Origin of the sequence: Myxococcus sp. MxC21-1, assembly GCF_032612255.1 — a bacterium.
GTDB classification, from domain to species: Bacteria; Myxococcota; Myxococcia; order Myxococcales; family Myxococcaceae; genus Myxococcus; species Myxococcus virescens.
In genome coordinates this window covers 4,505,600-4,528,707 of sequence record NZ_CP123278.1, presented here as the reverse complement: position 1 = coordinate 4,528,707, position 23,108 = coordinate 4,505,600, and the positions used below count along the sequence as shown (strand labels likewise).

The 23,108-nt window shown below is 69.2% G+C and carries 19 protein-coding genes and 3 pseudogenes; 7 read left to right on the top strand and 15 right to left on the bottom strand.

Annotated features, from left to right (window positions below; genetic code table 11):
* The first annotated feature begins 279 nt into the window (after positions 1–279).
* The 4 genes and pseudogenes from coxB to QEG98_RS20380 all read left to right on the top strand — a co-directional run.
* Positions 280–1,319: pseudogene (gene coxB, locus QEG98_RS20395) on the top strand (cytochrome c oxidase subunit II).
* A complete protein-coding gene (locus QEG98_RS20390; RefSeq protein WP_316567780.1) occupies positions 1,300–2,937 on the top strand; it encodes a cbb3-type cytochrome c oxidase subunit I in 1,638 nt (545 codons plus the stop codon). The pseudogene coxB and the gene QEG98_RS20390 overlap by 20 nt, the downstream one beginning before the upstream one ends.
* Positions 2,927–3,577, top strand: a complete 651-nt coding sequence (locus QEG98_RS20385; protein WP_090494497.1) for a cytochrome c oxidase subunit 3 — start codon at positions 2,927–2,929, stop codon at positions 3,575–3,577. The genes QEG98_RS20390 and QEG98_RS20385 overlap by 11 nt, the downstream gene beginning before the upstream one ends.
* A gap of 10 nt (positions 3,578–3,587) precedes the next feature.
* Positions 3,588–3,788: pseudogene (locus QEG98_RS20380) on the top strand (cytochrome C oxidase subunit IV family protein); the annotation flags it as partial.
* Between the two features lie 182 nt (positions 3,789–3,970).
* On the opposite strand, the gene QEG98_RS20375 reads toward QEG98_RS20380, so the two are convergent.
* From QEG98_RS20375 to mbhE, 8 genes are all read right to left on the bottom strand, one after another.
* Positions 3,971–4,528, bottom strand: coding sequence for a hypothetical protein (locus QEG98_RS20375; RefSeq protein ID WP_316567779.1), 558 nt, complete (start codon positions 4,526–4,528; stop codon positions 3,971–3,973).
* Positions 4,529–4,749: 221 nt separating this feature from the next.
* Positions 4,750–5,121, bottom strand: coding sequence for a monovalent cation/H(+) antiporter subunit G (gene mnhG / locus QEG98_RS20370; protein WP_140792086.1), 372 nt, complete (start codon positions 5,119–5,121; stop codon positions 4,750–4,752).
* Positions 5,118–5,399, bottom strand: a complete 282-nt coding sequence (locus QEG98_RS20365) for a monovalent cation/H+ antiporter complex subunit F (protein WP_090494489.1) — start codon at positions 5,397–5,399, stop codon at positions 5,118–5,120. Before QEG98_RS20365 ends, mnhG begins: the two co-directional genes overlap by 4 nt.
* Positions 5,396–5,869: a Na+/H+ antiporter subunit E gene (locus QEG98_RS20360; protein ID WP_316567778.1), complete on the bottom strand. Its 474-nt coding sequence runs from the start codon at positions 5,867–5,869 to the stop codon at positions 5,396–5,398. Before QEG98_RS20360 ends, QEG98_RS20365 begins: the two co-directional genes overlap by 4 nt.
* Positions 5,866–7,371 carry a proton-conducting transporter membrane subunit gene (locus QEG98_RS20355; RefSeq protein ID WP_316567777.1) on the bottom strand — a complete coding sequence of 502 codons (1,506 nt, stop codon included), beginning with the start codon at positions 7,369–7,371 and terminating at the stop codon, positions 5,866–5,868. The genes QEG98_RS20360 and QEG98_RS20355 overlap by 4 nt, the downstream gene beginning before the upstream one ends.
* Positions 7,368–7,727: an NADH-quinone oxidoreductase subunit K gene (locus QEG98_RS20350; protein ID WP_316567776.1), complete on the bottom strand. Its 360-nt coding sequence runs from the start codon at positions 7,725–7,727 to the stop codon at positions 7,368–7,370. The genes QEG98_RS20355 and QEG98_RS20350 overlap by 4 nt, the downstream gene beginning before the upstream one ends.
* A 2-nt stretch (positions 7,728–7,729) precedes the next feature.
* Positions 7,730–8,173, bottom strand: coding sequence for a Na+/H+ antiporter subunit B (locus QEG98_RS20345; RefSeq protein WP_316567775.1), 444 nt, complete (start codon positions 8,171–8,173; stop codon positions 7,730–7,732).
* On the bottom strand, positions 8,170–10,479 hold the full coding sequence (mbhE, locus tag QEG98_RS20340; protein WP_316567774.1) for a hydrogen gas-evolving membrane-bound hydrogenase subunit E: 2,310 nt from the start codon (positions 10,477–10,479) through the stop codon (positions 8,170–8,172). The genes QEG98_RS20345 and mbhE overlap by 4 nt, the downstream gene beginning before the upstream one ends.
* Before the next feature lie 226 nt (positions 10,480–10,705).
* Between mbhE and QEG98_RS20335 the strand changes: the two genes are divergently transcribed.
* Complete coding sequence (locus tag QEG98_RS20335; RefSeq protein ID WP_316567773.1) at positions 10,706–12,499, top strand: thiamine pyrophosphate-requiring protein; 1,794 nt, start codon at positions 10,706–10,708, stop codon at positions 12,497–12,499.
* On the opposite strand, the gene QEG98_RS20330 is transcribed toward QEG98_RS20335, so the two are convergent.
* From QEG98_RS20330 to fdh, 6 genes are all read right to left on the bottom strand, one after another.
* Positions 12,450–13,271 (bottom strand): acyl-CoA desaturase, encoded by an 822-nt coding sequence (locus QEG98_RS20330; protein ID WP_316567772.1) that lies wholly within the window; start codon positions 13,269–13,271, stop codon positions 12,450–12,452. The two genes, QEG98_RS20335 and QEG98_RS20330, sit on opposite strands and share 50 nt — an antisense overlap.
* A gap of 68 nt (positions 13,272–13,339) precedes the next feature.
* The gene (locus QEG98_RS20325; protein ID WP_316567771.1) at positions 13,340–14,998 is read right to left on the bottom strand and encodes a GAF domain-containing sensor histidine kinase; all 1,659 of its coding nucleotides are present in this window, start codon (positions 14,996–14,998) and stop codon (positions 13,340–13,342) included.
* An 83-nt stretch (positions 14,999–15,081) separates the two neighbouring features.
* Positions 15,082–15,678 (bottom strand): hypothetical protein, encoded by a 597-nt coding sequence (locus tag QEG98_RS42005; protein WP_410478077.1) that lies wholly within the window; start codon positions 15,676–15,678, stop codon positions 15,082–15,084.
* Positions 15,606–16,214, bottom strand: a complete 609-nt coding sequence (gene nrfD, locus QEG98_RS20320; RefSeq protein WP_316567770.1) for an NrfD/PsrC family molybdoenzyme membrane anchor subunit — start codon at positions 16,212–16,214, stop codon at positions 15,606–15,608. The genes QEG98_RS42005 and nrfD overlap by 73 nt, the downstream gene beginning before the upstream one ends.
* Positions 16,211–17,008 (bottom strand): 4Fe-4S dicluster domain-containing protein, encoded by a 798-nt coding sequence (locus tag QEG98_RS20315; protein ID WP_316567769.1) that lies wholly within the window; start codon positions 17,006–17,008, stop codon positions 16,211–16,213. Before QEG98_RS20315 ends, nrfD begins: the two co-directional genes overlap by 4 nt.
* Positions 17,009–17,011: 3 nt before the next feature.
* A complete protein-coding gene (gene fdh / locus QEG98_RS20310) occupies positions 17,012–20,281 on the bottom strand; it encodes a formate dehydrogenase (RefSeq protein ID WP_316567930.1) in 3,270 nt (1,089 codons plus the stop codon).
* A 225-nt stretch (positions 20,282–20,506) separates the two neighbouring features.
* On the opposite strand from fdh, the pseudogene QEG98_RS20305 reads away from it, so the two are divergent.
* Both QEG98_RS20305 and QEG98_RS20300 read left to right on the top strand, forming a co-directional pair.
* Positions 20,507–20,764: pseudogene (locus tag QEG98_RS20305) on the top strand (Rieske 2Fe-2S domain-containing protein); the annotation flags it as partial.
* A gap of 505 nt (positions 20,765–21,269) precedes the next feature.
* Positions 21,270–22,412 carry a phosphatase PAP2 family protein gene (locus QEG98_RS20300; protein ID WP_316567768.1) on the top strand — a complete coding sequence of 381 codons (1,143 nt, stop codon included), beginning with the start codon at positions 21,270–21,272 and terminating at the stop codon, positions 22,410–22,412.
* Here QEG98_RS20300 and QEG98_RS20295 read toward each other — a convergent pair.
* Positions 22,400–23,023, bottom strand: coding sequence for a nuclear transport factor 2 family protein (locus QEG98_RS20295; protein WP_316567767.1), 624 nt, complete (start codon positions 23,021–23,023; stop codon positions 22,400–22,402). The genes QEG98_RS20300 and QEG98_RS20295 overlap by 13 nt on opposite strands.
* Between the last annotated feature and the right edge of the window lie 85 nt (positions 23,024–23,108).

Below are 23,108 nucleotides of genomic sequence, written 5' to 3'. Positions count from 1 at the left end.
GTGGCTCGCCCTGGTCGTGGGGGCGCTGCTCGTGGTCCGTTGGGGAGAGGACTGGTACGCGCCCGTGGCAAGCGCGGGGTTTCCCCGTCCCTGGGGGCGCCCGAGGTCGCGGACGTCAACCAGCGGCCCTTCGCCCTGGAGGACGGCGCGCCTCGGCTGCGCGAGGCACAGCAGGCGCGGTTGCAGACGTATGGCTGGGTGGACCGGGACGCGGGCGTCATCCACCTGCCGGTGGAGCGGGCCATGGAGCAGGTCCTCTCCGCAGAAGAGGGGGCGGCCATGAGTGACCTGATGCGACGAATCCTCTTCCTCCCGGAGGCGGCGTCGTCGCTGGCCCCGCGCGTGGACCGGATGCACTTCTTCATCATCGGCACCACCTTCGTGGTGGGCGCGGGCATTGGTCTCACCGGGCTCTTCTTCCTGGTGCGCTACCGCCGTGGGCGAGCCCCGCGCAGGAGCCGGCGGTGGCCGCGCCTACCTGGATGGAGGCCGCGTTCGCCGGGGTGCCGCTGGCCTTCTTCCTTCTCTGGGGCGCGCTGGGGTTCCAGGACTACGTGTGGGCGCGCACGCCGCCGCGCGACGCGCTGGACGTCTACGTCACCGGCAAGCAGTGGATGTGGAAGTTCGCGTACCCAGACGGGCCGGGCATGGTGGGCGTGCTGCACGTTCCCACCGGCACGCCCGTGCGCCTGCTGATCACGTCGCGCGACGTCATCCACTCCTTCTACGTCCCCGCCTTCCGCTTGAAGATGGATGCGTTGCCTGGGCGCTACACGGAGCTCTGGTTCGAGGCCGTGAGGCCGGGCCGCTACCGGGTGTTTTGCGCGGAGTACTGCGGCCTGGACCACTCGCGCATGCGCGCCGAGGTGGTGGCGTTGGAGCCCGAGGCCTTCGAGTCCTGGCGGGCCCGGCAGTTGGCTCAACCCACCTGGGTGGCGGATGAATCCTCCGAGGCGGAGGGCACCCGGGGACCGCTCGCGCGGCGAGGGGCGGTCGTCGCCACGCGGCAGGGCTGCTTCCAGTGCCACACCATCGACGGCACGCCGCACATCGGTCCCTCCTGGCTGGGGCTGTATGGCCGCGAGGAGCCGCTGGCCTCGGGTGACAGCGTGCGAGCCGACGTCGCGTACCTCACCGAGTCGATGATGGACCCACTGGCGAAGGTGGTCGCGGGCTACGCGCCGGTGATGCCGTCCTTCCACGGGCGGCTGAGCGCTGGCGAGGTGGGCGCGCTCGTCGAGTACATCAAGTCCCTCCAGCCGGAGCGTCCGGAGCCGCCCCCCGCCCAGGAGCCCACGTATGGCCCCCTCCCACGCTGAGCCCTCCGTCGCCGGGCCCAGCTATCTGGACGCGGAGCGAGGGCTCTGGTCCTGGCTCACCACGCGCGACCACAAGCGCATTGGCGTGATGTTCCTGGCTGTCTTGCTGCTGATGTTCCTGCTGGGGGGCATCTTCGCCCTGGCCCTGCGCGTGGAGCTGCTGACGCCCGGTGAAACGGTGATGGGGCGGCTGGCCTACAACCGCGCCTTCACCGTGCACGGCGTCGTCATGGTGTGGCTGTTCCTCATCCCGTCCATCCCCACGTCCTTCGGCAACTTCCTGCTGCCGCTGATGATTGGCGCCCGGGACGTGGCCTTCCCCCGGCTCAACCTGGCCAGCTTCTACCTCTACGTGCTCGGCGCGGTGATGACGCTGTGGGGCGTGTTCCAGGGCGGCGTGGACACGGGGTGGACGTTCTACACGCCCTACAGCACCGCCACCGGGCGGGCGGTGATGCCCGTGCTCGTGGGCGTCTTCGTGGTGGGGTTCTCCACCATCATCACCGGCATCAACTTCATCACCACCGTGCACACCCTGCGGGCCCCCGGTGTGACGTGGATGAAGGTGCCCCTCTTCGTGTGGGCGCTCTACGGCACGTCCATCATCCAGGTGCTCGCGACGCCGGTGCTGGGCATGGTGCTGGTGCTCGTGGCGCTGGAGCGGGTGGCGGGCGCGGGACTGTTCGACCCGAGCCGGGGAGGGGACCCGCTGCTCTTCCAGCACCTGTTCTGGTTCTACAGCCACCCGGCCGTCTACATCATGGTGCTGCCGGGCATGGGCGTCATCAGCGAGACGGTGTGCGCCTTCAGCCGCAAGCGCCCCTTCAGCTACCGGGTGATTGTCTGGAGCACGGTGGGCATCTCCTTCGTGGGGTTTCTCACGTGGGGACACCACATGTTCGTCTCCGGCCAGTCCACCTTCGGGGCGGGCGCGTTCAGCGTGCTGTCCATGCTGGTGGCCATCTTCACCGCGATGAAGATCTTCACCTGGCTGGGCACCATGTACCGGGGGAGCCTGTGGGTCTCCACGCCGTTCACCTACGTGCTCGGCTTCATCTTCCTGCTCTTCTTCGGAGGCATGAGCGGGGTCGCCGTGGCCGTCACGTCCGCGGATCTGCACTGGCATGACACGTACTTCGTGGTGGCGCACTTCCACTTCATCATGGTGGGCGCGTCGCTGATGGCCTTCCTCGCGGCGCTGCATTACTGGTTCCCGAAGATGTCCGGCCGCATGTACCCGGAGGGCATGGGCATCGGGACGGCGGTGCTCATCATCTTCGGCTTCATCGCCACCTTCCTGCCTCAGTTCCTGCTGGGCAATCTGGGCATGCCCCGCCGGTACGCGGACTACCCGGAGGCGTTCCAGCCGCTGCACGTGGCGTCCACCGCTGGGGCGTCCCTGCTGGGCTTCGGCTTCCTCATCGTCGCCATCTACCTGGGCTGGTCGCTGCGGCATGGCCGGGCGGCGGGGCGGAACCCCTGGGGAAGCGAGGGGTATGAGTGGCTCAGCGACTCACCGCCCCCCGAGTTCAATTTCCACGCGCCGCCGCGGTTTCCCAGGCCGCCGCACGACTACGCGAACCCTGGCGCCAACACGGAGGTGGAGCATGCGGCATGAGGCGAGCCCGCGCCCGGTGGAGCCTCGTGCCCTCCACTTTGGAGACGAGGCGTCCCGCCAGGACGCCGCGCACCTGGGCATGTGGATCTTCCTGGCCACGGAGGTGCTGCTCTTCTCGGTGTTGTTCACCGCGTATGCCCTGTACCGGCTGACGTATCCCGGTGTGTTCCAGCAGGCGCCCGCGCACATGGACGTGTTCCTGGGGACGCTGAACACCTTCGTGCTGGTGGTCAGCAGCATCCTCGTGGCGCTCGCGGTGGATGCCATCCGGAATGGACGCGACTTCGCCGCGGCGGCGTTGCTCGCGCTGTCGGTGCTGCTGGGCATCGCGTTCTTGTTCATCAAGGCCGCGGAGTACACGAAGCACGTGCATGACGGGGCGCTGCCCGGCGCCTGGTACGCCTATGAGGCGTTCGCCCTTCCCGGCGCCAACCTCTACTTCACGCTGTACTGGGTGATGACAGGCTTGCACGCGGTGCATGTGCTCGTGGGGGTGGGCGTGCTCGTCACGCTGGCGTTGCGGACGCTGGCGGGGGAGTTCGGGGCCCGCTTCCACACGCCCGTGGAGCTGGGTGGGATGTACTGGCACCTGGTGGACGTCGTCTGGTTGTTCCTCTGGCCACTGCTGTACCTGACGTGAGGAGGCGCGCATGCGGGGTGGGGTCCGGGTGCTGGCCGTCGGAGCCGTGTTGCTGGCGCTGGCCACGCTGTCCTTCGGGTTGTCGAGGTTGCCCCTGGGGGCGTGGTCGGTACCGGTCGCGCTGGGCATCGCGCTGTGCAAGGCCGTGCTGATTGCCTTCTTCTTCATGCACCTGGCGGAGCGGCCCGGCGGGCCCCGGCTCGTCATCGGCACCGCGGGTGTCTTCGTTGGCATCCTCGTGGGGCTGGTGTTGGCGGAAGCCGCGGCCCGGGCGTGGCCGACGCTGCCGCCAGGGCCCTTTCCCGTGTCGCGGTTGCCGGGCACCGAACGAAGCGGCCCCCTCGCGTGGCGCCGCCCTGGCTGCCGCTGCCCTGATGCGCCCGAGCCGCGGGCTCAGTGCGGCGGTTCCGGGAGTGCCCGGACGCCACGGCGCTTCGCATCCAGGAGGAGCAAGGCCTTCCGGACAGGCGTCAGGACGCCCAGGCACGCGCCGAAGACCAGGTGCAGGAGCAGGAACGCGGCGATGGGCGGTCCCGCTCGCTCCAACGGCGGCGCGGCCCAGGGGACGACCAGCACGGGCATGACGGCCTGGAGCGTCAGGCCCGCGAGCAGGCCCAGCATCACGGCCGTCAGTGCCGAGCCACCTCGAGGCACCAGCATCGCGAAGGCGGTGGCGAGCCCTCCCGCCGTCGCGAAGTGCAGGGCGAAACCGAGCACCACCGCCGCGGTCCCAACGGGCGCGTCCCTGAAGACCACGCCGCCCACCAGCCGTGGCGCGTACCAGAGGTCGCCCTGGGTGATACCGCCCAGCAGCAGGGCCAGCGCGGCCATGGCGCATGCGCCGAGCGTGCCCACCAGCCCTCCCGCGATGAGTACGTCCCGGACCAGGCTCCAGTGGGCCACGGCGTCCGCGTGTTCCGCCTGGAGCTTCCGCTGCCGCGTGCGGTCCATGGCGCCACCTTCCTTCTGATTCGTCCCGACCCATGACGGGATGGGCCTGGGCGTGGCGACAGTGTCGCTCGCGCTCGCGTGCCGCGCGTAGTGTCTCCCGGGCGCGCCGTTCGCGGCCTGGCGGGCATTGTGCCGGTCCAGGGGGCGGTAGCCCCAGCGGCCGGGCGGAGCGGCCCGCCGTGGACCGGTGGACCTTGGAGGTGCACCCACCCGTCCGGCGTTCAATCCTCGCCATCGGGCCCCAGGCGCGGCTCGTACGGACCTCCAGCGGGGTGGTGTTCCTCCAGGTCGTTCTGGTGCGTGCGCTCCCAGAGCGGGATGCCGGCGCGAAACGCCGCCTGCGCGATGAGCAGCGTGGCCACGGGCGTCATGACGAAGACGAAGGTGACGCCCAGCGCCGCGCGGGCCACCACGCTGACGTCTCCCAGGCCCAGCGCCGCCGCGCCCATCAGCAGGCCCACGCCCAGCGAGGACGCCTTCGCGGCCCCGTGGAGCCGCAGGAACAGGTCCGGCATCCGGAACAGGCCCAGCCCCGCCAGGAGCATCAGCAACGCCCCCAACACCAGCAACACCGCGGTGATGATTTCCTTCATGGCGTGCCCCTCTGCGCGCTGTAGAGGTACCTGGCGATGACGATGGTGCCCATGGACCCGATGACGGCCAGCACCAGGGCCACGTCCACCAGCTCGGGCTGTCCCATCCAAAGGGCGTAGACGGTGATGACCGCCGACGTCTGGAGCGAGAAGAGGTCCAGCGCCACCACCCGGTCCGTCAGCGACGGCCCCCGGAGCAGCCGGTGGAGCGAGAACAGCATCGAGACGGAGATGGCCCCGAGGGCCCCCTGGGTGATGCTCTGCAGCCAGTCGCTCATCGCAGTGCCCTCAACAGTGGAATCTCCACGCGCTCGCGGAGCTCCTGGCAGAACGCCTCCCGGGTGGTGGCGAACATGACGTGGACGTAGATGGCCTTGCGGTCCTCGGACACCTCCAGGGCCAGCGTGCCCGGCGCGAAGGTGACGATGAGCGTCAGCAGCGTGATCTCCGCGTCCGTGCGCGCCTCCATGTCGTAGCGGTAGATGGCGGGACGGGTGTGGAGCTTGGGCGTCGCGATCTCGTAGGCCACCCGCACGTTGGCGACCAGCACGTCCCAGCCCACCCCCGCCACCAGCCGCACCACGTTCCACGCCTGCGTCCCATAACGCGAGGGCCCATGCTGCGTGTCGATGAGGGCCAGCAGCGCGAAGCCGATGACGAACCCCGTGAGGAGGTTCTCTGGAGTGACGTTCCCCAGCATCGCGGCCCAGAGGAGCGCCAGCATCAGGTTCCAGAGGAACGCGGTCATGGGCGTCCCCCCAGCACCGCCCGCACGTACTCCTCCGGGTCCAGCAACTGGCCCGCGGCGGCGTCCGCCAGCTCCAGCAGTGGCTCGGCGCCCAGGCCCAGGACGACCATGAACAGTGTCATCGCCATGCAGGGCCCGAGCACGCCATCTCCCAGGCTCAGCGGCCGGATGGGTTCCTGCGGCTGGTCCTCCGGCGGCGCCTTCCAGAAGGCCTCGCGCCAGATCTTCATCATGGAGAAGAGGGTGAGCAGGCCCACGACGACAGCCGTCCCCGCGATGATCCAGTTTTCGGCCCGCAGCGCCGCCTGGATGACGGCCAGCTTGGCGAAGAACCCGGAGAAGGGCGGCACGCCCGCGAGCGACAGCGCGGGGATGAAGAACAGCGCGGCCAGCAGGGGCTGGGTCCGGTACAGGTTGCCCATCTGGTGCAAGTCGTAGGTGCGGGTGACACGCGCGGTGGCCCCGCTCACCAGGAAGAGCGCCGACTTCGCGAAGATGTAGTGGATGAGGAAGGCGATGAGCGCCGTCAGCGCGCTCCGGGTGAGCAGCCCCAGGGCGGCGATGAGGTAGCCAATCTGGCTGATGATGTGGAAGGACAGCAGCCGGCGCATGTCGTACTGCGCCACCGCGCCCAGCACGCCCGTCACCATGGTGAGGCCGCCCATCACCAGCAGGAGGGTGCTGGTGAGCTGAGCGTCCTGTGTGAAGACCAGGGTGAACACGCGCGCCAGGGCGTAGACGCCGACCTTGGTGAGGAGCGCGGAGAAGAGCGTCGTCACCGCCGCCGGGGGCGTGTGGTACGAGGCCGGCAGCCAGAAGAAGAGGGGAAAGGCGCCCGCCTTCAGCGCGAAGGCCACCAGGAAGAACATGGACACGGCCGTCATCAGGTTCGGCGTGCCCAGGCCCGGCACCGTGACGGCCAGGTCCGCCATGTTCAGCGTGCCCGCCGCCCCGTACAGCAGGCCCACCGCGCACAGCAGCACCACCGAGCCCATGAGGCTCAGCGACATGTATTTGATGGACGCTTCGAGCTGCTCCTGTCGGGCCTCCAGCGCGAGCAGCACGAACGAGGCGCCCAGCATGACCTCGATCCACACGAAGAGGTTGAAGAGGTCTCCGGTCAGGAACGCACCGCACACGCCGCCTACCAGCACCAGCACCAGCGGGTAGTAGGCGCCCGCCTCCTTCGACGCCGGGAGCGTGGCCGCGGAGTAGGAGACCACCGTCAGGCCCATCACCCCGGTGACGAGCACCAGCAGGGCGCTCAGCAGGTCCGCGACCAGGGTGATGCCAAAAGGCGCCGCCCACCCGCCCACCTGCATGGACTGGATGCCTTCGCGGCGCACCGTCACCAGCAGCATCGCGCCCACCACGGAGAGGGACACCATCGTCATCAGCGCCAGCCACCGGCGCGGCCATGCGCGTGACGGGGTGAGCAGCCCCGCGGCCGCGGCGCCCAGGCACAGGATCATGGGCAGGCTGAGCAGCGCGGAGGGCGTCATCGCTGGGAGTCCTTCAGCTCGGTGCGCAGGGCCCGCGTGTCATCGGTCCCCGTCTCCTGCGCGGCGCGGTGCACCAGCACCAGCAGCAGCGCGAGCAGGCCGAAGTTGATGACGATGGCGGTGAGGATGAAGGCCTGGGGCACCGGGTCCGCGTAGGGCGGGGAGAGGGCCTCCTGGCCTTCGGGCACCAGGGGCGCGAAGCCGCGCTGCAGCCCGTTGACGGTGAAGATCAGGAGGTTGGTGGCGCTGCCCAGCAGCACCAGCCCCAACGCGATGCGGACGATGCTGTGGAGCATCAGGCAGTAGAACCCCGCCGCGAAGAGGCCGCCCACGGTGATCGCGAGGAACAGTTCCATGCCTAGCCCCCCATCTCCGGCGCCGTGGTGTCCTCGCCCCGGGCCATGCCCAGGATGAAGGACATGGCCGTCCCCAGGACGACCAGATAGATGCCCACGTCGAAGAGCTGTGGGGTACCCACCTTCAATCCCCCCGTCCCCGGCACCGGCAACTGCGCCCAGATTCCGGACAGGAAAGACCGGCCTTCCAGCATCGAAGGGACGCCGCTGAAAAGCGCCACCAGCAGGCCCGCCGCGGCCAACCGGGTGGGGTGCACCCGCAGTTGCTTGCGCGCCGCGGGCCGGCCAAACGCCACCATCTGCAACGCGAACGCCGTGGCCGCCAGCAATCCGCCGACGAACCCACCACCGGGAATGTCGTGGCCACGCACGGCCAGCACCACGGACACGAGCAGCAGCACCGGCGTCATCATCCGCGCCACGGTGTGCATCACCACGGGATTCATACCTGCCTCTTCTTTCGCTGGGAGCGCGTGCGGAACAGGAGATAGACACCCAGTCCAGACGTCGCCAGCACGGTGGCCTCTCCCAGGGTGTCGAGCGCCCGGAAGTCCACCAGGATGACGTTGACGATGTTCAGCCCCTTGCCGGCGGGCACGCTCTGCGAGGCATAGAAGTCCGCCAGCCGCGTGTGCGAGGGCCGCGAGGCCACGTGCAACAGGGTCCAGGTGATGAGCCCGCCCACAGCCAGGGGCAGAGCCGCCGTCCACCAGCGGAAGCGGTGCTCGTGCGGCTGCACCGGGAAGCGCGAGAAGACGAGCGCGAACAGGATGACGGTGAGCGTCTGCACCACGACCTGCGTCATGGCCAGGTCCGGCGCGCCGAAGAACACGTACAGCAGCGCCTCCGCCAGGCCCAGCGCGCCCAGCGCGAGGATGGACGTCAGCGCCGAGCGCGACACCACGGCCAGCACCGCCGACACGAGGATGCCCACCAGGACCACCAACTCGTAGGGCAGCACGTCCATGGACACGCCCCCGGGCCATTCCCCTAGCCGCAGCACCACCGCGAGCGCCAGCAGCCCGCCGAACGTGGCCATGGTGACGACGATGTACTGGTGCAGCGAGCCATTCTGGAGCACCCGCGTCATCGACGAGGACAGCTTGATCAGGCCGCTCAGGGAGGCCTGGTAGAAACGCTCCGGGCCGTGGCTGGACAGATTCAGGGCGCGCAGGCCCTTCAGCACCGGCTGGCGCAGCGCGAAGAGGCCCCCGCCCAAGACGAGGCTCCCCGCGCTCAACCCCAGGGCGGGCGTCACGCCATGCCACAGCGTCAGCTCGAGGCCCCCTGCCTGACTTCCACCAATGTCCACCGCAGCCATGGCCAGCAGGGGCTGGATGGCCCAGGGCACCAGGCCCAACACCAGCCCGGCGGCGGCGAGCAGCGCGGGCCCCACCCACATGGACGGAGGCGCTTCGTGGACCTTCGACTCCGGCTTTTCGGCGCGGAACGTCTTGCCCGCGAAGGGCTGTACGCCCACGCGCAGCGCCGCGGCCACCATGCCGCCGAAGCCCACCATGGCCCCCACCGCCAGGGGCCAGCCTCCCGGGCCCTCCAGGCAGGCCTCGTAGATGAGTTCCTTGCCCACGAAGCCGAAGAGCGGCGGCAGGCCCATCATCGACAAGGCGGCGGCCACGGCGGCGGCGGCCGTCATCGGCAGGTGCTTGCGCAGCCCTCCCAGGTGCGTCACGTCGCGTGTGCCCGTCTCGTGGTCCACCGATCCCGCCACCAGGAACAGCGTGCCCTTGTAGAGCGCGTGCGCGGTGAGGAACGTCACCATGGCCTGGATGGAGGCCGCGGTGCCCTGACCCAGCAACATCACCAGGGCCCCCAGGACACTCACCGTCGCGTACGCGAGCACCAGCTTGAGGTCCGTGTGCCCCAGCGCCAGCAGGGCGCCCAGCACCATCGTCATCGTGCCCACGAAAGTGAGGATGGTTTCCCATGGGGGTGTGCCTCCCAGGACGGGCGACAGCCGCGCCAGCAGGAAGACGCCGGCCTTCACCATGGTGGCGGAGTGGAGGTACGCGCTCACGGGCGTGGGCGCTGTCATCGCGCCCGGCAGCCAGGTGTGGAACGGCATCTGCGCTGATTTGGTGAAGGCTCCGCCCAGCACCAGCAGGAGGATGGCCAGGTAGCGGGGGCTGTCGCGCACGGTGTCCGCGGCGGAGATGGTGCCGGAGATGGACAGCGTGCCCACCACGTCGCCCAGCAGGAGCAGGCCCACCAGCAGGGACTGTCCGCCCAGCGCGGTGATCAGCAGGGCCCGCTGCGCGGATTCGCGGGCGGCGTCTTCCTTGTGCTCGAAGCCGATGAGGATGAACGAGCTGAAGGTCGTCACCTCCCAGCAGACGAAGAGCAGGAGCGTGTTGTCGGCGAGGACGATGCCCAGCATCCCGCCCATGAAGAGCAGGAGCCAACCATAGAAGCGACCCAGCACCTCATGGTGGACCAGGTAGCGCCCCGCGTAGATGACCACGAGCGTGCCCAGGCCGGTGATGAGCAGCGCCATCAGCAGGGACAGGCCGTCCAGCCGAAGCGCGAGTTCAATGCCCAGGTCCGGCATCCACGGCAGCGTCAGCGAGGGCACCTCACCGCGGACCCCGGCGGGAACCTGTGCGCCGAACCATACCGCCAGCCCCGCCGGAAACAGGGCGAGCACCCAGCCCGCCCGTGACTTGAACAGCCGGGTGAACAGCACGGCCAGTGCCGCGGCGATGAAGGGAACGAAGAAGGCGATGCACAGAGCCATGACCGGAGCCCAGCAGGCCATTGCCTGGGTGCCTGGCTCCAGGCTTCTTCCTTGCACGCCCTCCGCGAGAGCCAGTGGTGGACATTCCCCGCGGTTGCCCGGCTTCGAAGTGTCCACCAGTGCCCGGTCGCTGCCCCGGCCGCTGGACGGGCGGATGGGTGCTCCGCCGCAGGCGGCGGTGCCCGGGTGCCTAGCTTGATGGCGTCCCCAAACCCGAGGAGCCGCCATGAGCGCCACCGTCTCCGACTACCTGCTGCACCGCCTGTCCCAGTGGGGCGTCCGCCGCATCTATGGCTATCCCGGTGACGGCATCAACGGCATCCTCGGCGCGCTCGGGCGCACGTCGGAGTTCCGCTTCGTGCAGACGCGCCATGAAGAGATGTCCGCGTTCATGGCCTGTGCGCACGCGAAGTTCACCGGCGAGCCGGGCGTGTGTCTGGCCACGTCGGGGCCCGGGGCCATCCACCTGCTCAATGGTCTCTATGACGCCAAGCTGGACCACCAGCCGGTGGTGGCCATCGTCGGACAACAGACGCGCGCCGCGCTGGGCGGCCACTTCCAGCAGGAGGTGGACCTGATGTCCCTCTTCAAGGACGTGGCCAGCGAATACCTCACCATGGTGACCAGCCCCTCCGCCATCCGCCACGCGGTGGACCGGGCGATGCGCGTCGCCATCTACGAGCGCACCGTGACGTGCGTCATCATCCCCAACGACGTCCAGGAAGAGGCCTACCAAAAGCCTCCGCACGCGCACGGCACGGTCCATTCGAGCGTGGGCTCCAGCGTGCCGCGGGTGCTGCCTCGTGAGCGGGACTTGCGGCGGGCGGCGGACGTGCTCAACGCCGGGAAGAAGGTGGCCATGCTGGTAGGCGCCGGAGCGCAGGCCGCGGCGGACGAGGTGATGCACGTGGCGGAGCTGCTGGGCGCGGGCGTGGCGAAGGCCCTGCTGGGCAAGGCGGTGCTGCCGGATGACCTGCCCTATGTCACCGGCTCCATCGGGCTGCTGGGCACCAAGGCGAGCTGGGACCTGATGTCGGACTGCGACACGTTGCTGATGGTGGGCACCAGCTTTCCGTACTCGGAGTTCCTCCCGAAGGAGGGACAGGCCCGGGGCGTTCAAGTCGACCTCGACGGCCGGATGCTGGCCATCCGCTACCCCATGGAGGTGGCGCTGGTGGGGGACAGTCAGGAGACGCTGAAGGCGCTGATTCCCATGCTCGAACACAAGAAGGACCGGAGCTGGCGCGACAGCGTGGTGAAGAGCGTGCGGCAGTGGGAGAAGACGGCGGAGGCGCTCGCGATGGACAGCGCGAATCCCGTCAACCCCCGGCGCGTGTTCTTCGAACTGTCGCAACGGCTGCCGGATGGCGTCATCCTGACGGCCGATTCGGGGTCGGGCACGAGCTGGTACGCGCAGTACCTGAAGATTCGCAAGGGGATGATGGCGTCGCTGTCCGGGAACCTGGCCAGCATGGGCTGCGGCGTGCCCTACGCCATCGGCGCCAAGTTCGCATTCCCGCACCGGCCCATCATCGCGCTGGTGGGCGACGGCGCCATGCAGATGAATGGCAACGCGGAGCTCATCACCGTGGCCAAGTACTGGAAGGAGTGGAAGGACCCGCGCTTCATCGTCATGGTCCTCAACAACCGGGACCTCAACATGGTGACGTGGGAGCAGCGCGTGCTGGCGGGAGACCCGAAGCTGCCCGCGTCGCAGGACCTGCCGGACTTCCCCTACGCGGCCTATGCGGAGTCCCTGGGCTTCAAGGGCATTCGCGTGGACCGGCCGGAGTCGCTGGGCCGCGCGTGGGATGAGGCGCTGAGCGCCGACCGGCCCGTCGTCTTCGAGGCCTACGTGGACCCGGACGTTCCGCTGCTACCGCCGCACATCACCTTCGAACAGGCGAAGCACTATGCCCAGGCGCTGGCGAAGGGCGACGTGGACACGGGCGGCATCCTGAAGCAGTCGCTCAAGGGCATGGTGGAGACACTGCTGCCTCGGGGCGGGGGGAAGTCTTGAGCGGCAAGCTCCGGCGCCCCTCCATTGGCCGGGGTACATCCTCACGAGGCACTTTGCGCAGCTGGATGAGCTTCAGCCGTGCGAGCAACCGCATCACCTGCCAGGTGGGATCCAGCTCGAAACGCCTCGCGGCGAAGTCGGGGCTCGCCGGCCGGGCATGGTGGTTGTTCTGGAACAGCTCGCCCATGCACACCACGTCCAGGGGCAGCGTGTTGCGCGACTCGTCTCGGGGCGCGAAGTTGCGGTAGCCGTACCGGTGTCCGCACCAGTTCACGATGGCGCCGTGCAAGGGCCCCATCACGAAGTGCACAGGGAGGAGCGCCCAGTGCCATCGGCGCGTGGCGAAGCGCTTGTAGAAGAGCGTGTAGAGCGCACCAAACCCCAGACGTGAAGACCAGCTGCAGAAGAAGCGGTCCACGGCGGGCCACTCGGGGTAGCCACCGATGAAGCGTGCCTCGGCCTGGACGCTCCCCGTGAGCAGGCCCCCGTAGCGGCGCCCCGTTTCCAGCATCATGCGCGGCAGGTGCTTGTGGTGCACGGGGGAGTGCGGGTCACGGTCGGTGTCCGCATAGGCATGGTGTTCACGGTGAAGGATGGCGTAGGCGCGTGGGTCGAGGTAGCTCGAGCCCTGCACCAGCGCGGTGCTCAAGTGCAGGGCCCGTTCAGCGCGCGGCGTCATCGTGAACATCCGGTGCGCGGCATAGCGGTGCTGGAAGAGGCTCTGGAAGAGCACACTCAGCGTCCAATGAGAGGCGAAGGCGAAGGGGATCATATTCGTACAACCCACTGGGGTGTCACCCTTCTGTCAGCCAACGCCCGATACCGGGGCAGGACGGCGGCTCACGGCTCACGAGGCTGGTAGGGGCGGGCGTCCAGCGGCAGCTCCAGGGAGAAGGTCGTTCCGGTCGCGGCGTCACTCTGGACGGAGATCGTTCCTCCATGTGCTTGTGCACACCCCCAGACGAGCGTCAGTCCAAGCCCCCAACCCTTCGAAGGGCCTTCCTGCGCGGAGTGGGTCCGGGTGAAGGGCTTGAAAATCTGTTCCTGGTCCGCGGGCGCGATGACGGGGCCGCGGTTGTGGACGGACGCTCGCGCCCGGTCTCCGGCCCGTGTGACGGCGAAGGTGATGGGCTCCGTGGCGGACCCGTACTTGATGGCGTTGCTGCCCAGGTTCCAGAGCGCGCGGCGGAGCTCTTCCGCGCTCCAGATTCCCCGGACGCGCTCCTCCGCCTGGAGGACGAAGCGGTCCCCATGGAGCGCAATCAGCTCTTCGACCACTTCCTGAGCGACACCGCCCAGGTCGCACATGTCGAGGCGAAGCGGGAGCCGCTGGCCCCCCTGGATACGGTTCGCGTCGAGGAGATCCCGCACCATCCGGTCGGTGCGTTCAATGTTCCGGTCAATGCGCAGCGCCAGATCGCGTCGTTGGTCCAGTCGCTCGGGATGCCGCATGAGCAGCTGAGCCCCCGACTTCGCCGCCGACAGGGGGCCGCGAAGGTCGTGGGCGAGCACCGAGACGAAGTGCTCGCGAAGCGCTCGCTCGGCCTGCAACGCTTCGATTTTCTCGCGCAGATTCGCGTACAGCTTGGCGTTGTCCAGGTGGACGCTCAGCTGCTGGCCCAGAGACAGGAGCCGCCCCTTCTCCCGGGCGGTGAATTCCCGGACCTCGGCAAGGCCGACATACATGATGCCTACCAGTGCGCGGTGGGGGGGAAGCCGAACCCCGAGCAGCGAACGAAGTCCGCTCTGACGCAGCGGAGGGCTCACCTCGAGCGACGTCGTCTCGGCATCCAGGACCGAGCTGGTCTCCTCGCCCGCGGCGGCAACCCTGCCAGGAAAGGACGCAGGATTCATGGAGGCCGCGTAGTGCTCGAGCTGCTCGCTCGCCAATCCCGCGGCGGCCGCGGTGACGAGCTGTTCCCCCTGGGCCTCATACAGGAGCACGGCACCACTCTGGGCGCCCATCGCCTCGATGATCAACTCGAGGACGTCCTTCAAGTGGTCACGCAGGGATGCCGCATCCCCATCGACAAGCGCCTCACTGGCCACCTTCTGGAGCAGTCGCAGGTATCGCTTCTCCGTCTGCTCATCCTCCAGCAGGTGACGGCTGAAGAGTTCCGACACGGCGGTCGAAGCGGCATGCATCTCGGTGAAGAGCCGCTCGACGTCAAGGGCGCTCGGGCGGGCTTCAGGCGAAGCGTTCGCCCACATGCTGGCGATGCACCGTCCCAGGATGGCGAACTCCTCGATGACCTCCGCCACATTGAAGCCCTGCCGGAGGCGGGCGGCCACATGCGTCTCGACGTGCGCCCGCCGCGCGTGGGCAAGCGCACCGGGCGCTCCTTCCTCGTCGGCGAGCGAGGCCACGTAGACAGGCATGATGTTCTTGAACTCGGGGGCGTCGAGCCCTCGAGCGGACGCGGCCTGGGCTGCCTGCTCGAACCACCGCCGGATGATTTCCTCTTGATGTCGACGGATGATGCCCGCAACGCTCGTCATCGGGAGTCCTCATCCTCGATGATGGACATCGCCTGCTGCTTCCCGCATCCGGAGACACTCAAAGTGTCTCGTTGAATGCAATGCTAGCGCAGCACTGGCAGAGGGAATTTCAAGGGCCGGCCGTCCGCCGCCATCGTATGACCGACGGCTTCCGCGGCGCCCTGTCCCTGTCGTTGCGCCTGGAAGGTCGCCTGTGGATTCCGCGCGGAGGCCTTGCCACCCTCGAAGATGGCGAAGCGCGCCGCCACCGCGCCCACCGTGGTCAGCACGTCCGCCGCCACCTCAGCCCAACGGGGACACCGCGGCAGCAGGTCCAGGGCCAGCCCCGCCACGGCGCACGCCTTGGACGTCCGCCACAGCGCACCAGGGAGTCCTTCCCGCATGGGCCTGGCGACCTCCGCGATTCTTTCCACGTCACGCTCCACCGCGAGCCCCATGGCCAGTGACGCCAACTTGCCCGCGATGCGGTACGCGCGCAGGACGGGGGCTTCGTGGCGCGCATGTGGCAGCAGGGAGAGCAGGCTGCCCGCCGCCGCCGTCGCCGAGGCCATGAAGAACAGCGGCAGCGTGCGGTGCATGGACTGCCACAGCGGCACGGCGGTGTTGGTCAGCAGCACCGCCGTGTATCCCGACAGCGGCAGGCCCAGCGCCGCGGCGCCAGCCCCGGCCACCCGTCCCACCGCGCCCGGCACGCCGCGCCGGCGGCCCAGCAGGAGCGCCAGCGTGTTGAGGCCCCCGAGCCCGCGAGCACCCACGAGCCAATGCTCATGGGCGAAGTGGGACGGAAGACGCGCAGCATGTTGAGGAAGCGCGCGGGACGTCCCAGGTCGTAGATGAGCAACCCCGCGCTCACCATGTCGCCCACCGTGCCCACCCAGACGCAGCGCCGCGCGAGCCGTTGCAGGCGGCGTCCTCCAGTCAGCTCCACGGCGAGGCCCAGGACACTCGTCGCGCCCGCCACGCCACCCACGTAGAGGTACATGGGGACCGCGGCGATCCACACTGGCTCCTTGATGACGGGCAGGCCGTAGTAGCTCGGCGACTCCGGCGTCTCAGGCAGGGAAGGGTGGAGGCCCGGCGTGCGCTCCAGCGTCTCCACTCGCTGCTGGGCCCCTTCACCCGCGAGCACGCCCAGCGCGGGGTCCACGTTGCGTCCATCCCCGCGGCGCTGCAGCCGGTCCAGCAGGGAATCCCCGGGTTCGTGCGGAGAGGTCATCGACGTTCCTCCTCGCCGACCCACACCGCGCCCAGTGCCACCGCTGCCATTCCCAGCGCGCCCACGGCCACGACCGTCCAGGACTCGCGCGCCTTCATCGTGGGCACCACGGGGTCGGGTGGCAGGTTGTAGACCTCCGGCCGGTCCACCAGCAGGAAGAAGGCGTTGAGGCCTCCCGTCCCGGGCTGGTTCGCCGCGTCCTTTCCGTACAGATACGCGTCCTTCAATCCGCGCTCGTGCAGGCTCTGGACGCGGGCTTCCGCGCGCGCATGCAGGTCCTCCAGGTCTCCGAAGACAATGGACTCGGTGGGGCACGCCTTGGCGCACGCGGGCGTCATGCCTTCACCCAGCCGGTCGTAGCAGAGCGTGCACTTCCAGGCCCGGCCGTCATCCTCCCGGCGCGAGACGACGCCAAAGGGACAGGCCGGCACGCAGTACCCGCAACCGTTGCACACGTCGGGCTGCACGTAGACGGTGTCGAACTCGGTGCGGACGATGGCGCCGGTGGGACACGCCTCCAGGCACCCCGCGCGCTGGCAGTGCTTGCACACGTCCGACATCATCAACCACGAGAAGTCCGCGATGGCCGTGGACACGCCGGGCAGGGGCACCGGCCGCTCCACGAAGGCCACGTGCCGCCACGTCGACGCGCCCAGCGCACCGGTGTGGTCATACGACATGCCGGTGAAGTGGAAGCCGTCGTCGGGGAGCTGATTCCACTGCTTGCACGCGACCTCGCAGGCCTTGCAGCCGATGCAGACCGTGGTGTCGGTGAAGAATCCCTTCTGTCCCATGGCCTATGACTCCTCCGGCTCCTGCGTCGTGGCGTGCGAGACGTCGCCCAGGAACGGGCTGTCGCGGTGCAGCTCGGGCAAGCCCGGCGGGAGCGCGGGCTGCGTGGCTCCAGTGGCGGCGCGGGCGCGGGTGGCCAGTCGCCCCGCGACGATGTCGCAGGTGAGCGCCTTGGACTCCTGAATGTCCACGTTGGGGTCCGCCAGCATGGCGGTGAGCTCGTTGGCGCCGTCGCCTCGCAGGCGGCCCGTCACGCCCCAGTGGTAGGGGACGCCGACCTGATGCACCCACGTCCCGTTGAGCTTCAACGTGGGGATTCGCGCGGTGACGAGCACCCGGCACTCCAGGTCTCCCCGCGCCGTGCGCAGCGTGGCCCAACCGCCATTCGTCAGGCCGCGCTCGCGGGCCAGCTCGGGTGAGACTTCGCAGAACTGCTCGGGTTGCAGCTCGCTGAGCCAGGACAGCCAGCGGCTCATGCCGCCCGCCGTGTGGTGCTCCGTGAGGCGGTAGGTGGTGAGCACGAAGGGATAGCGCGGGTCGTCCCAGGCGCGGTGATACGGGTTGCCGCGCCGGCGCCACTCCCGCCGCGCCGGGTTGCACTGCTGCCCGTAGAGCGCGTTCTGGACGGGCGACTCCACGGGCTCGTAGTGCGTGGGCAGGGGACCATCCACCAGTCCACTGGGCGCGAAGAGCCAGGCCCGGCCATCCGCCATCATCAGGAATGGATCCGTCCCCGAATGTGCCTCCATGCCCCGGGCATCCGGTGACAGCGGCCGGTAGTCCGGGGGCCGGTCCACGGGGAAGTCCGGCACGTCCTCACCCGTCCACCGCGCCTTCGCCGCGTCCCACCACACGTACTTCTTGCGCTCACTCCACGGCCGGCCCTCCGGGTCCGCCGAGGCGCGGTTGTAGAGGATGCGGCGGTTGGCCGGCCACGCCCAGCCCCAGTCCGGCGCCACCCAGGTCTGCTCACGCCCCGGCTTGCGCCGCGCGGTCTGGTTGATGCCGTCGGACTTGCAGCCAGAGTAGATCCAGCAGCCGCACGCGGTGGAGCCGTCGTCCTTCAGGTCCGTGAAGCCACTCACGGGGGCGCCGTCCGCCACGCGGTAGCCGTTGATTTCGTGGAGCACGGCCTCCGCAACTGGGGTCTCGTCGCGGCCCTCGGTGGGGTAGCCCCACGTGAGGTCCTGGAGCGGCCGGTCCTTCTCCTCGCGCGAGCCGGCGTAGCGCGCCTTCAGCCGGCGGCCCAGGTGGTACATGAAGTGGAGCTCGCTGCGCGCATCACCCGGTGGCTCCACGGCCTTGTGGTGCCACTGGAGCATCCGCTGCGTGTTGGTGAACGAGCCGTCCTTCTCCGTGTGCGCGGCGGCGGGGAAGAAGAAGACCTCCGTGTGGATGTCCTCCGTCTTCACGTCACCGCGCTGGATTTCGGGAGCGGTGCGCCAGAACTCGGCGGTCTCGATGAGCGAGAGGTCGCGGACCACCAGCCAGGCGAGCTGCCGCAGCCCCTGGCGCTGGAGCGCTCCATTCATGGAGCCCACCGCTGGGTTCTCCCCCATGACGAAGTAGCCCTTCACCCGGCCGTCCGCCATGTCCGCGACGGTCTGCATGTGCGAATGGTTGCCGGTGAGTCTCGGCAGGTGGCTGAAGAGGTAGTGGTTCTCCGCCGTGGCCGCGTCGCCGAACCAGGCCTTGAGCAGGGAGACGATGTACTTCGGGAAGTGGTGCCACCACCCGGTTCCGGACTGGTGGTCCGCGATGTACTCGTCGAGCACGCCGGAGTGCTCGCTGTACGGCATGGGGATGTAGCCGGGCAGCAGGTTGAACAGGGTGGGGATGTCCGTGGAGCCCTGGATGGAGGCATGCCCCCGCAGCGCGAGGATGCCGCCACCGGGCCGCCCGATGTTGCCCAGCAGTAACTGGAGGATGGTGGCCGTGCGGATGTACTGCACGCCCACGGAGTGCTGCGTCCAGCCCACCGCGTAGCAGAAGGCGCTGGTACGCTCTCGGCCCGAGTTGGCGCACAGCGTCTCCGCCACCTTCAGGAACTGCGCCTCGGACACGCCGCACACCTTGGACACGATGGCCGGCGTGTACCGCTGGAAGTGACGCCGCAGGACCTGGAAGACGCAGCGGGGATGCTGGAGCGTGAGGTCCTTGGGGGCCTCGAAGGGCGGCAGACTGCCGGTCTCACCGCGCGCGCCGGCGCCGGGCTCGGCGAAGACCTCCTTGTGGCCCGCCGCGGGAATGGTGCCCGTCACACCTTCGTACTGCCAGGTGGCGGTGTCGTATTGGTTCCGCTCCCGCTCGTAGCCGCTGAAGAGGCCATCCAGGTCCTCCGCGTCCAGATAGTCCTCGCGCAGGATGTTGGCGGCGTTGGTGTAGTGGACGACGTACTCCCGGAAGTCGCGCTCGTTCTCCAGCACGTAGCGGATGAGGCCCCCCAGGAACGCGATGTCCGAGCCGACGCGCAGCGGGACGTGCAGGTCCGCCATCGCGCTGGTGCGCGTGAAGCGCGGGTCTACATGGATGACGGTGGCACCCCGTTCCTTCGCCTCCATGACCCACTGGAAGCCCACGGGATGGCACTCGGCCATGTTGGAGCCTTGGATGAGGATGCAGTCAGCGTTCGCCAGGTCTTGCTGGAAGGTCGTGGCCCCGCCACGCCCGAGCGTGATGCCCAGACCGGGCACCGTGGAGGCGTGTCATATTCGAGCCTGGTTCTCGACCTGGACGATGCCCAACGCGGTGAAGAGCTTCTTGATGAGGTAGTTCTCTTCATTGTCCAGCGTGGCGCCGCCCAGGTGGGCGATGCCCAGCGTGCGCCGGACGTCGTGGCCGTGGACGTCGGTGGGCTCCCAGGTGGCGTCGCGGGTGTGCTTCACGCGGTCGGCCACCATGTCCATGGCCTGCTCCAGCGGAATGCGCTCCCAGGCCGTGCCGCCGGGCCGGCGGTAGAGCACGTCCTTCACCCGGTGCGTTCCGGTGACGAGCTGGAAGGTGGCGGAGCCCTTGGGGCAGAGGCGCCCCCGCGACACCGGCGAGTCCGCGTCCCCTTCGATGTCGAGGATGCGCCCGTCCTTGACATGGACGTCCTGGCCGCATCCCACGGCGCAGTAGGGACAGACGGACTTCACGATGCGGTCGGCGCGGGCAGTGCGCGGCTCCAGGGTGCGGCTGCGCTCCGACATCGCCGTCTCGCCCAGCGCCGTGGTGTCTCCGGCCTTCACCTGTCGCAGCAGGGGCCATCGGGTGAGCCAGTCGAAGAGTCCCAACACTCACCTCCCGTATGAGGCACGTCTCCCGGGGAAGATGTCCTCGGCGCGAGGAGGAGGAGGGGGCCACGAACGGGCCCTCGCGTGGCATGTCTCGCCGGGGACGCTCCTGGTCCGATGGTGTTCGCCAGCGAGCGAGGGCATCGGCCTTGGGGGCTTCGCGAGGGCGCACTCCCCTCAGCGTGCAGATGGCCACAGGACGGGACGGTCCGTTAGGGTCTCGACATGGTGGTGAAGATTGCCTCGCGGCCGGAGCCTGTGTGTCACCCCGAGCTGGGCCGGCTGCGCGCGTGGCACCTCGTGTGCCCCTCCGAGGCGCTCCGGCCTGGGCAGGTGATGCGCTGGAGCACGGGCGCGCGGGAGCGGGTGCTCTTCCGGGGACGGAGCGGCGCGGTCCACGCGCTCGCCGCCCATTGTCCCCACATGGGCGCGCACCTGGGCGGTGGCACCGTGGTTGGGGATTCGCTGCGGTGTCCGCTCCACCACTGGCAGTTCGACGGCAGTGGCGCCTGCCGAGGGAAGACGGCACAGAGGGCATTCCCCGTGGTGGAGCGGTACGGCGCCATCCTGGTCTTCAATGGCCCCGTCGTGTTGTTTCCTCCACCGGAGGTGGGCGGCGGGGCGTTGCGCTGGGGCACGTCGTCTCGCTTCGCCGTCCGTTGTGACTGGCTGCCCGTGGTGGCCAATGCCTTTGACTTGGAGCACCTGCGCACGGTGCACCATCGCGAGCTGCGGGACGCGCCGGTGGTGGAGCGGCCGGACCCGTTCACCTTGCGTGTTCGGTACACGTCCCGCGTCACGGGCAGCGGGCTCAGCGACCGGGTGATGAAGTTCCTGTCCGGCGATCGCATCGGTGTCACGCTCACGTTGCATGGCGGCACGCTCCTGTCCGTGGAGAGCGACCTGGGGCGCACGCGCAGCGCGTTGCTCGCGGGCCTTCATCAGAGCGAGGAGGGGTTGTTCGTGCGGCTGGCCTTCGCCGCGCGCCGTGGAGGGGACCTGGGCGGGCGTCTTCCAACTGGCGGACACGCTGAACCTGGAGCGGAACTACCTGCCGTCCCTCCATGTGGCCTTCGCGTGCACGGCGGCCCTGGCCTACGCGGAGCGGGCGGGGGTGCTGGGGCGTATCCTCTTCGGCCTGTGGGCGCTGGCCATCGCGGCGTCGACGTTGCTCATCCACGAGCACCACGTGGTGGACGTGGTCGCGGGGGTGTTGCTGGCCTGGGGCACCTGGTCGTGGGTGGCTCCCCGGGCGCGCCGCACGGCGTTCCTCGATGCCCTGCGAGTCGAAGCCTTGTGCGCCCGGGAGTCCTATCGCTTCGCGCGGCGTCACCTGCGTTACGGGCTGATTGCCCTGGTGCTCTACCGCTATGCGGTGAGCCGGTGGTGGCGCGAGGCACGGGTGGCGCGGGTGGGCTTCTGTTTCCTCCAACTGGTGGACGACGTGCTGGATGGGGACCGCGCGGTGGACGGAGAGCCGCTCGCCTGGGTGGACGCGCTCCTCTTGGAGCTGGAGTCCGGGCGAGGGGAGGACCGGGGGACGGCGGCCACGCTGGGGCGCGTGCTGCTCGAGCGGCTGGGAGGCGACTCGGCCCGCGCCCAGGTCTTCGCGCTGGTGCGGACGATGCGCAAGGACCGGGAGCGGGTGAAGGCCGGACAGTGGTGGAGCGAGGAGGCGCTTCGCGCGCAGCAACGCGACACGTTCTGCTTGTCGGTGGATTTGATGCTGCACGTCGCCGGGGCGGGCGTCCGGGCCGAGGACGCGCCCGCGCTGGTGGAGGCCTTCGGCTGGTGCTCGGTGATGCGGGACCTGCGAGAGGACCTCGCCCAGGGGCTCTACAACGTGCCGGAAGAGGTCGCGGCGGCCGTCCGTGGCGGCGGCGCGGATCCGACGGACATCGACGCGCTGCTGGGAACGGAGGCGGGCCGCGCGTGGATGACGGCGGAGCACGTCCGGGCCAGGGCGTTGTTGGATGATTCGACCGGACAACTGGCGGCGCTGGAGGGCCGTCCGGGGCTGGCGTTGTTGCGCCTGTTCCACCGCTCCATCGAGTCCTTCTGGCGCAAGCGCCTTCCCCGGCGCCATCCCTTCCTGGCCGAGGTGACGGCCCGCCAGCTTCAGGGTGCGTGAGGGGCGGGCCCGGGGCTTCGGTGCCGCAGCCTCCGGCCGATGGCTGCGCCCGCCACGAGTGCGCCAAGTCCGATGACCGTCGCGCCCGCGAGCGCGAGGTGCTTCACCCGCGTGAGGAGGGGATTGTCGAAGACGTTGGTGGAGTAGTGGAACGCGGCGATCCGCCAGCGGTCGCCCTCCCGAACCAGGGTGCAGGTCCACCGGCCGTCGATGACGATGTCCGTGCCGTCCGTGAGGACGTAGTGGTCCCGCGACGAGCCGCGCGCGATACCGGTGTCGCCGTACAGGCGGGTCAGGTCGTCCACCTCGAACTTCGCCTGGATGCGGTCCACGACGCGATTCGGCCCGCGCATCATCTCGTCGTAGTACGCGCGGATAGATTCCTTCCCCACGCGCACGTCGTTGTTCATCGTGGTGAAGGAGACATCCGGGTGCAGGTGGCTCAGCAGCCGGTCGATGTCCTGGGTATTGAGAGCGTCTTCCATCTCCTGCTTGAGGACGCGCAGGGCGTCATGGGTGGCGGCGTCGGCGGTGGGCTGCTGGGCCAGCACCGCGGACGGCAGGAACGCGAACAGCAGCGCCACCACACAACAGCCAGGCAAGCGGATCATCGAGGCTCCGGAGGGGTGAATCCGTCCATCCTAGAGAGCCTTCCGGCCGGTGGTGCGTGGAAGTTGCCGTCCGAGGTGCCCCGGG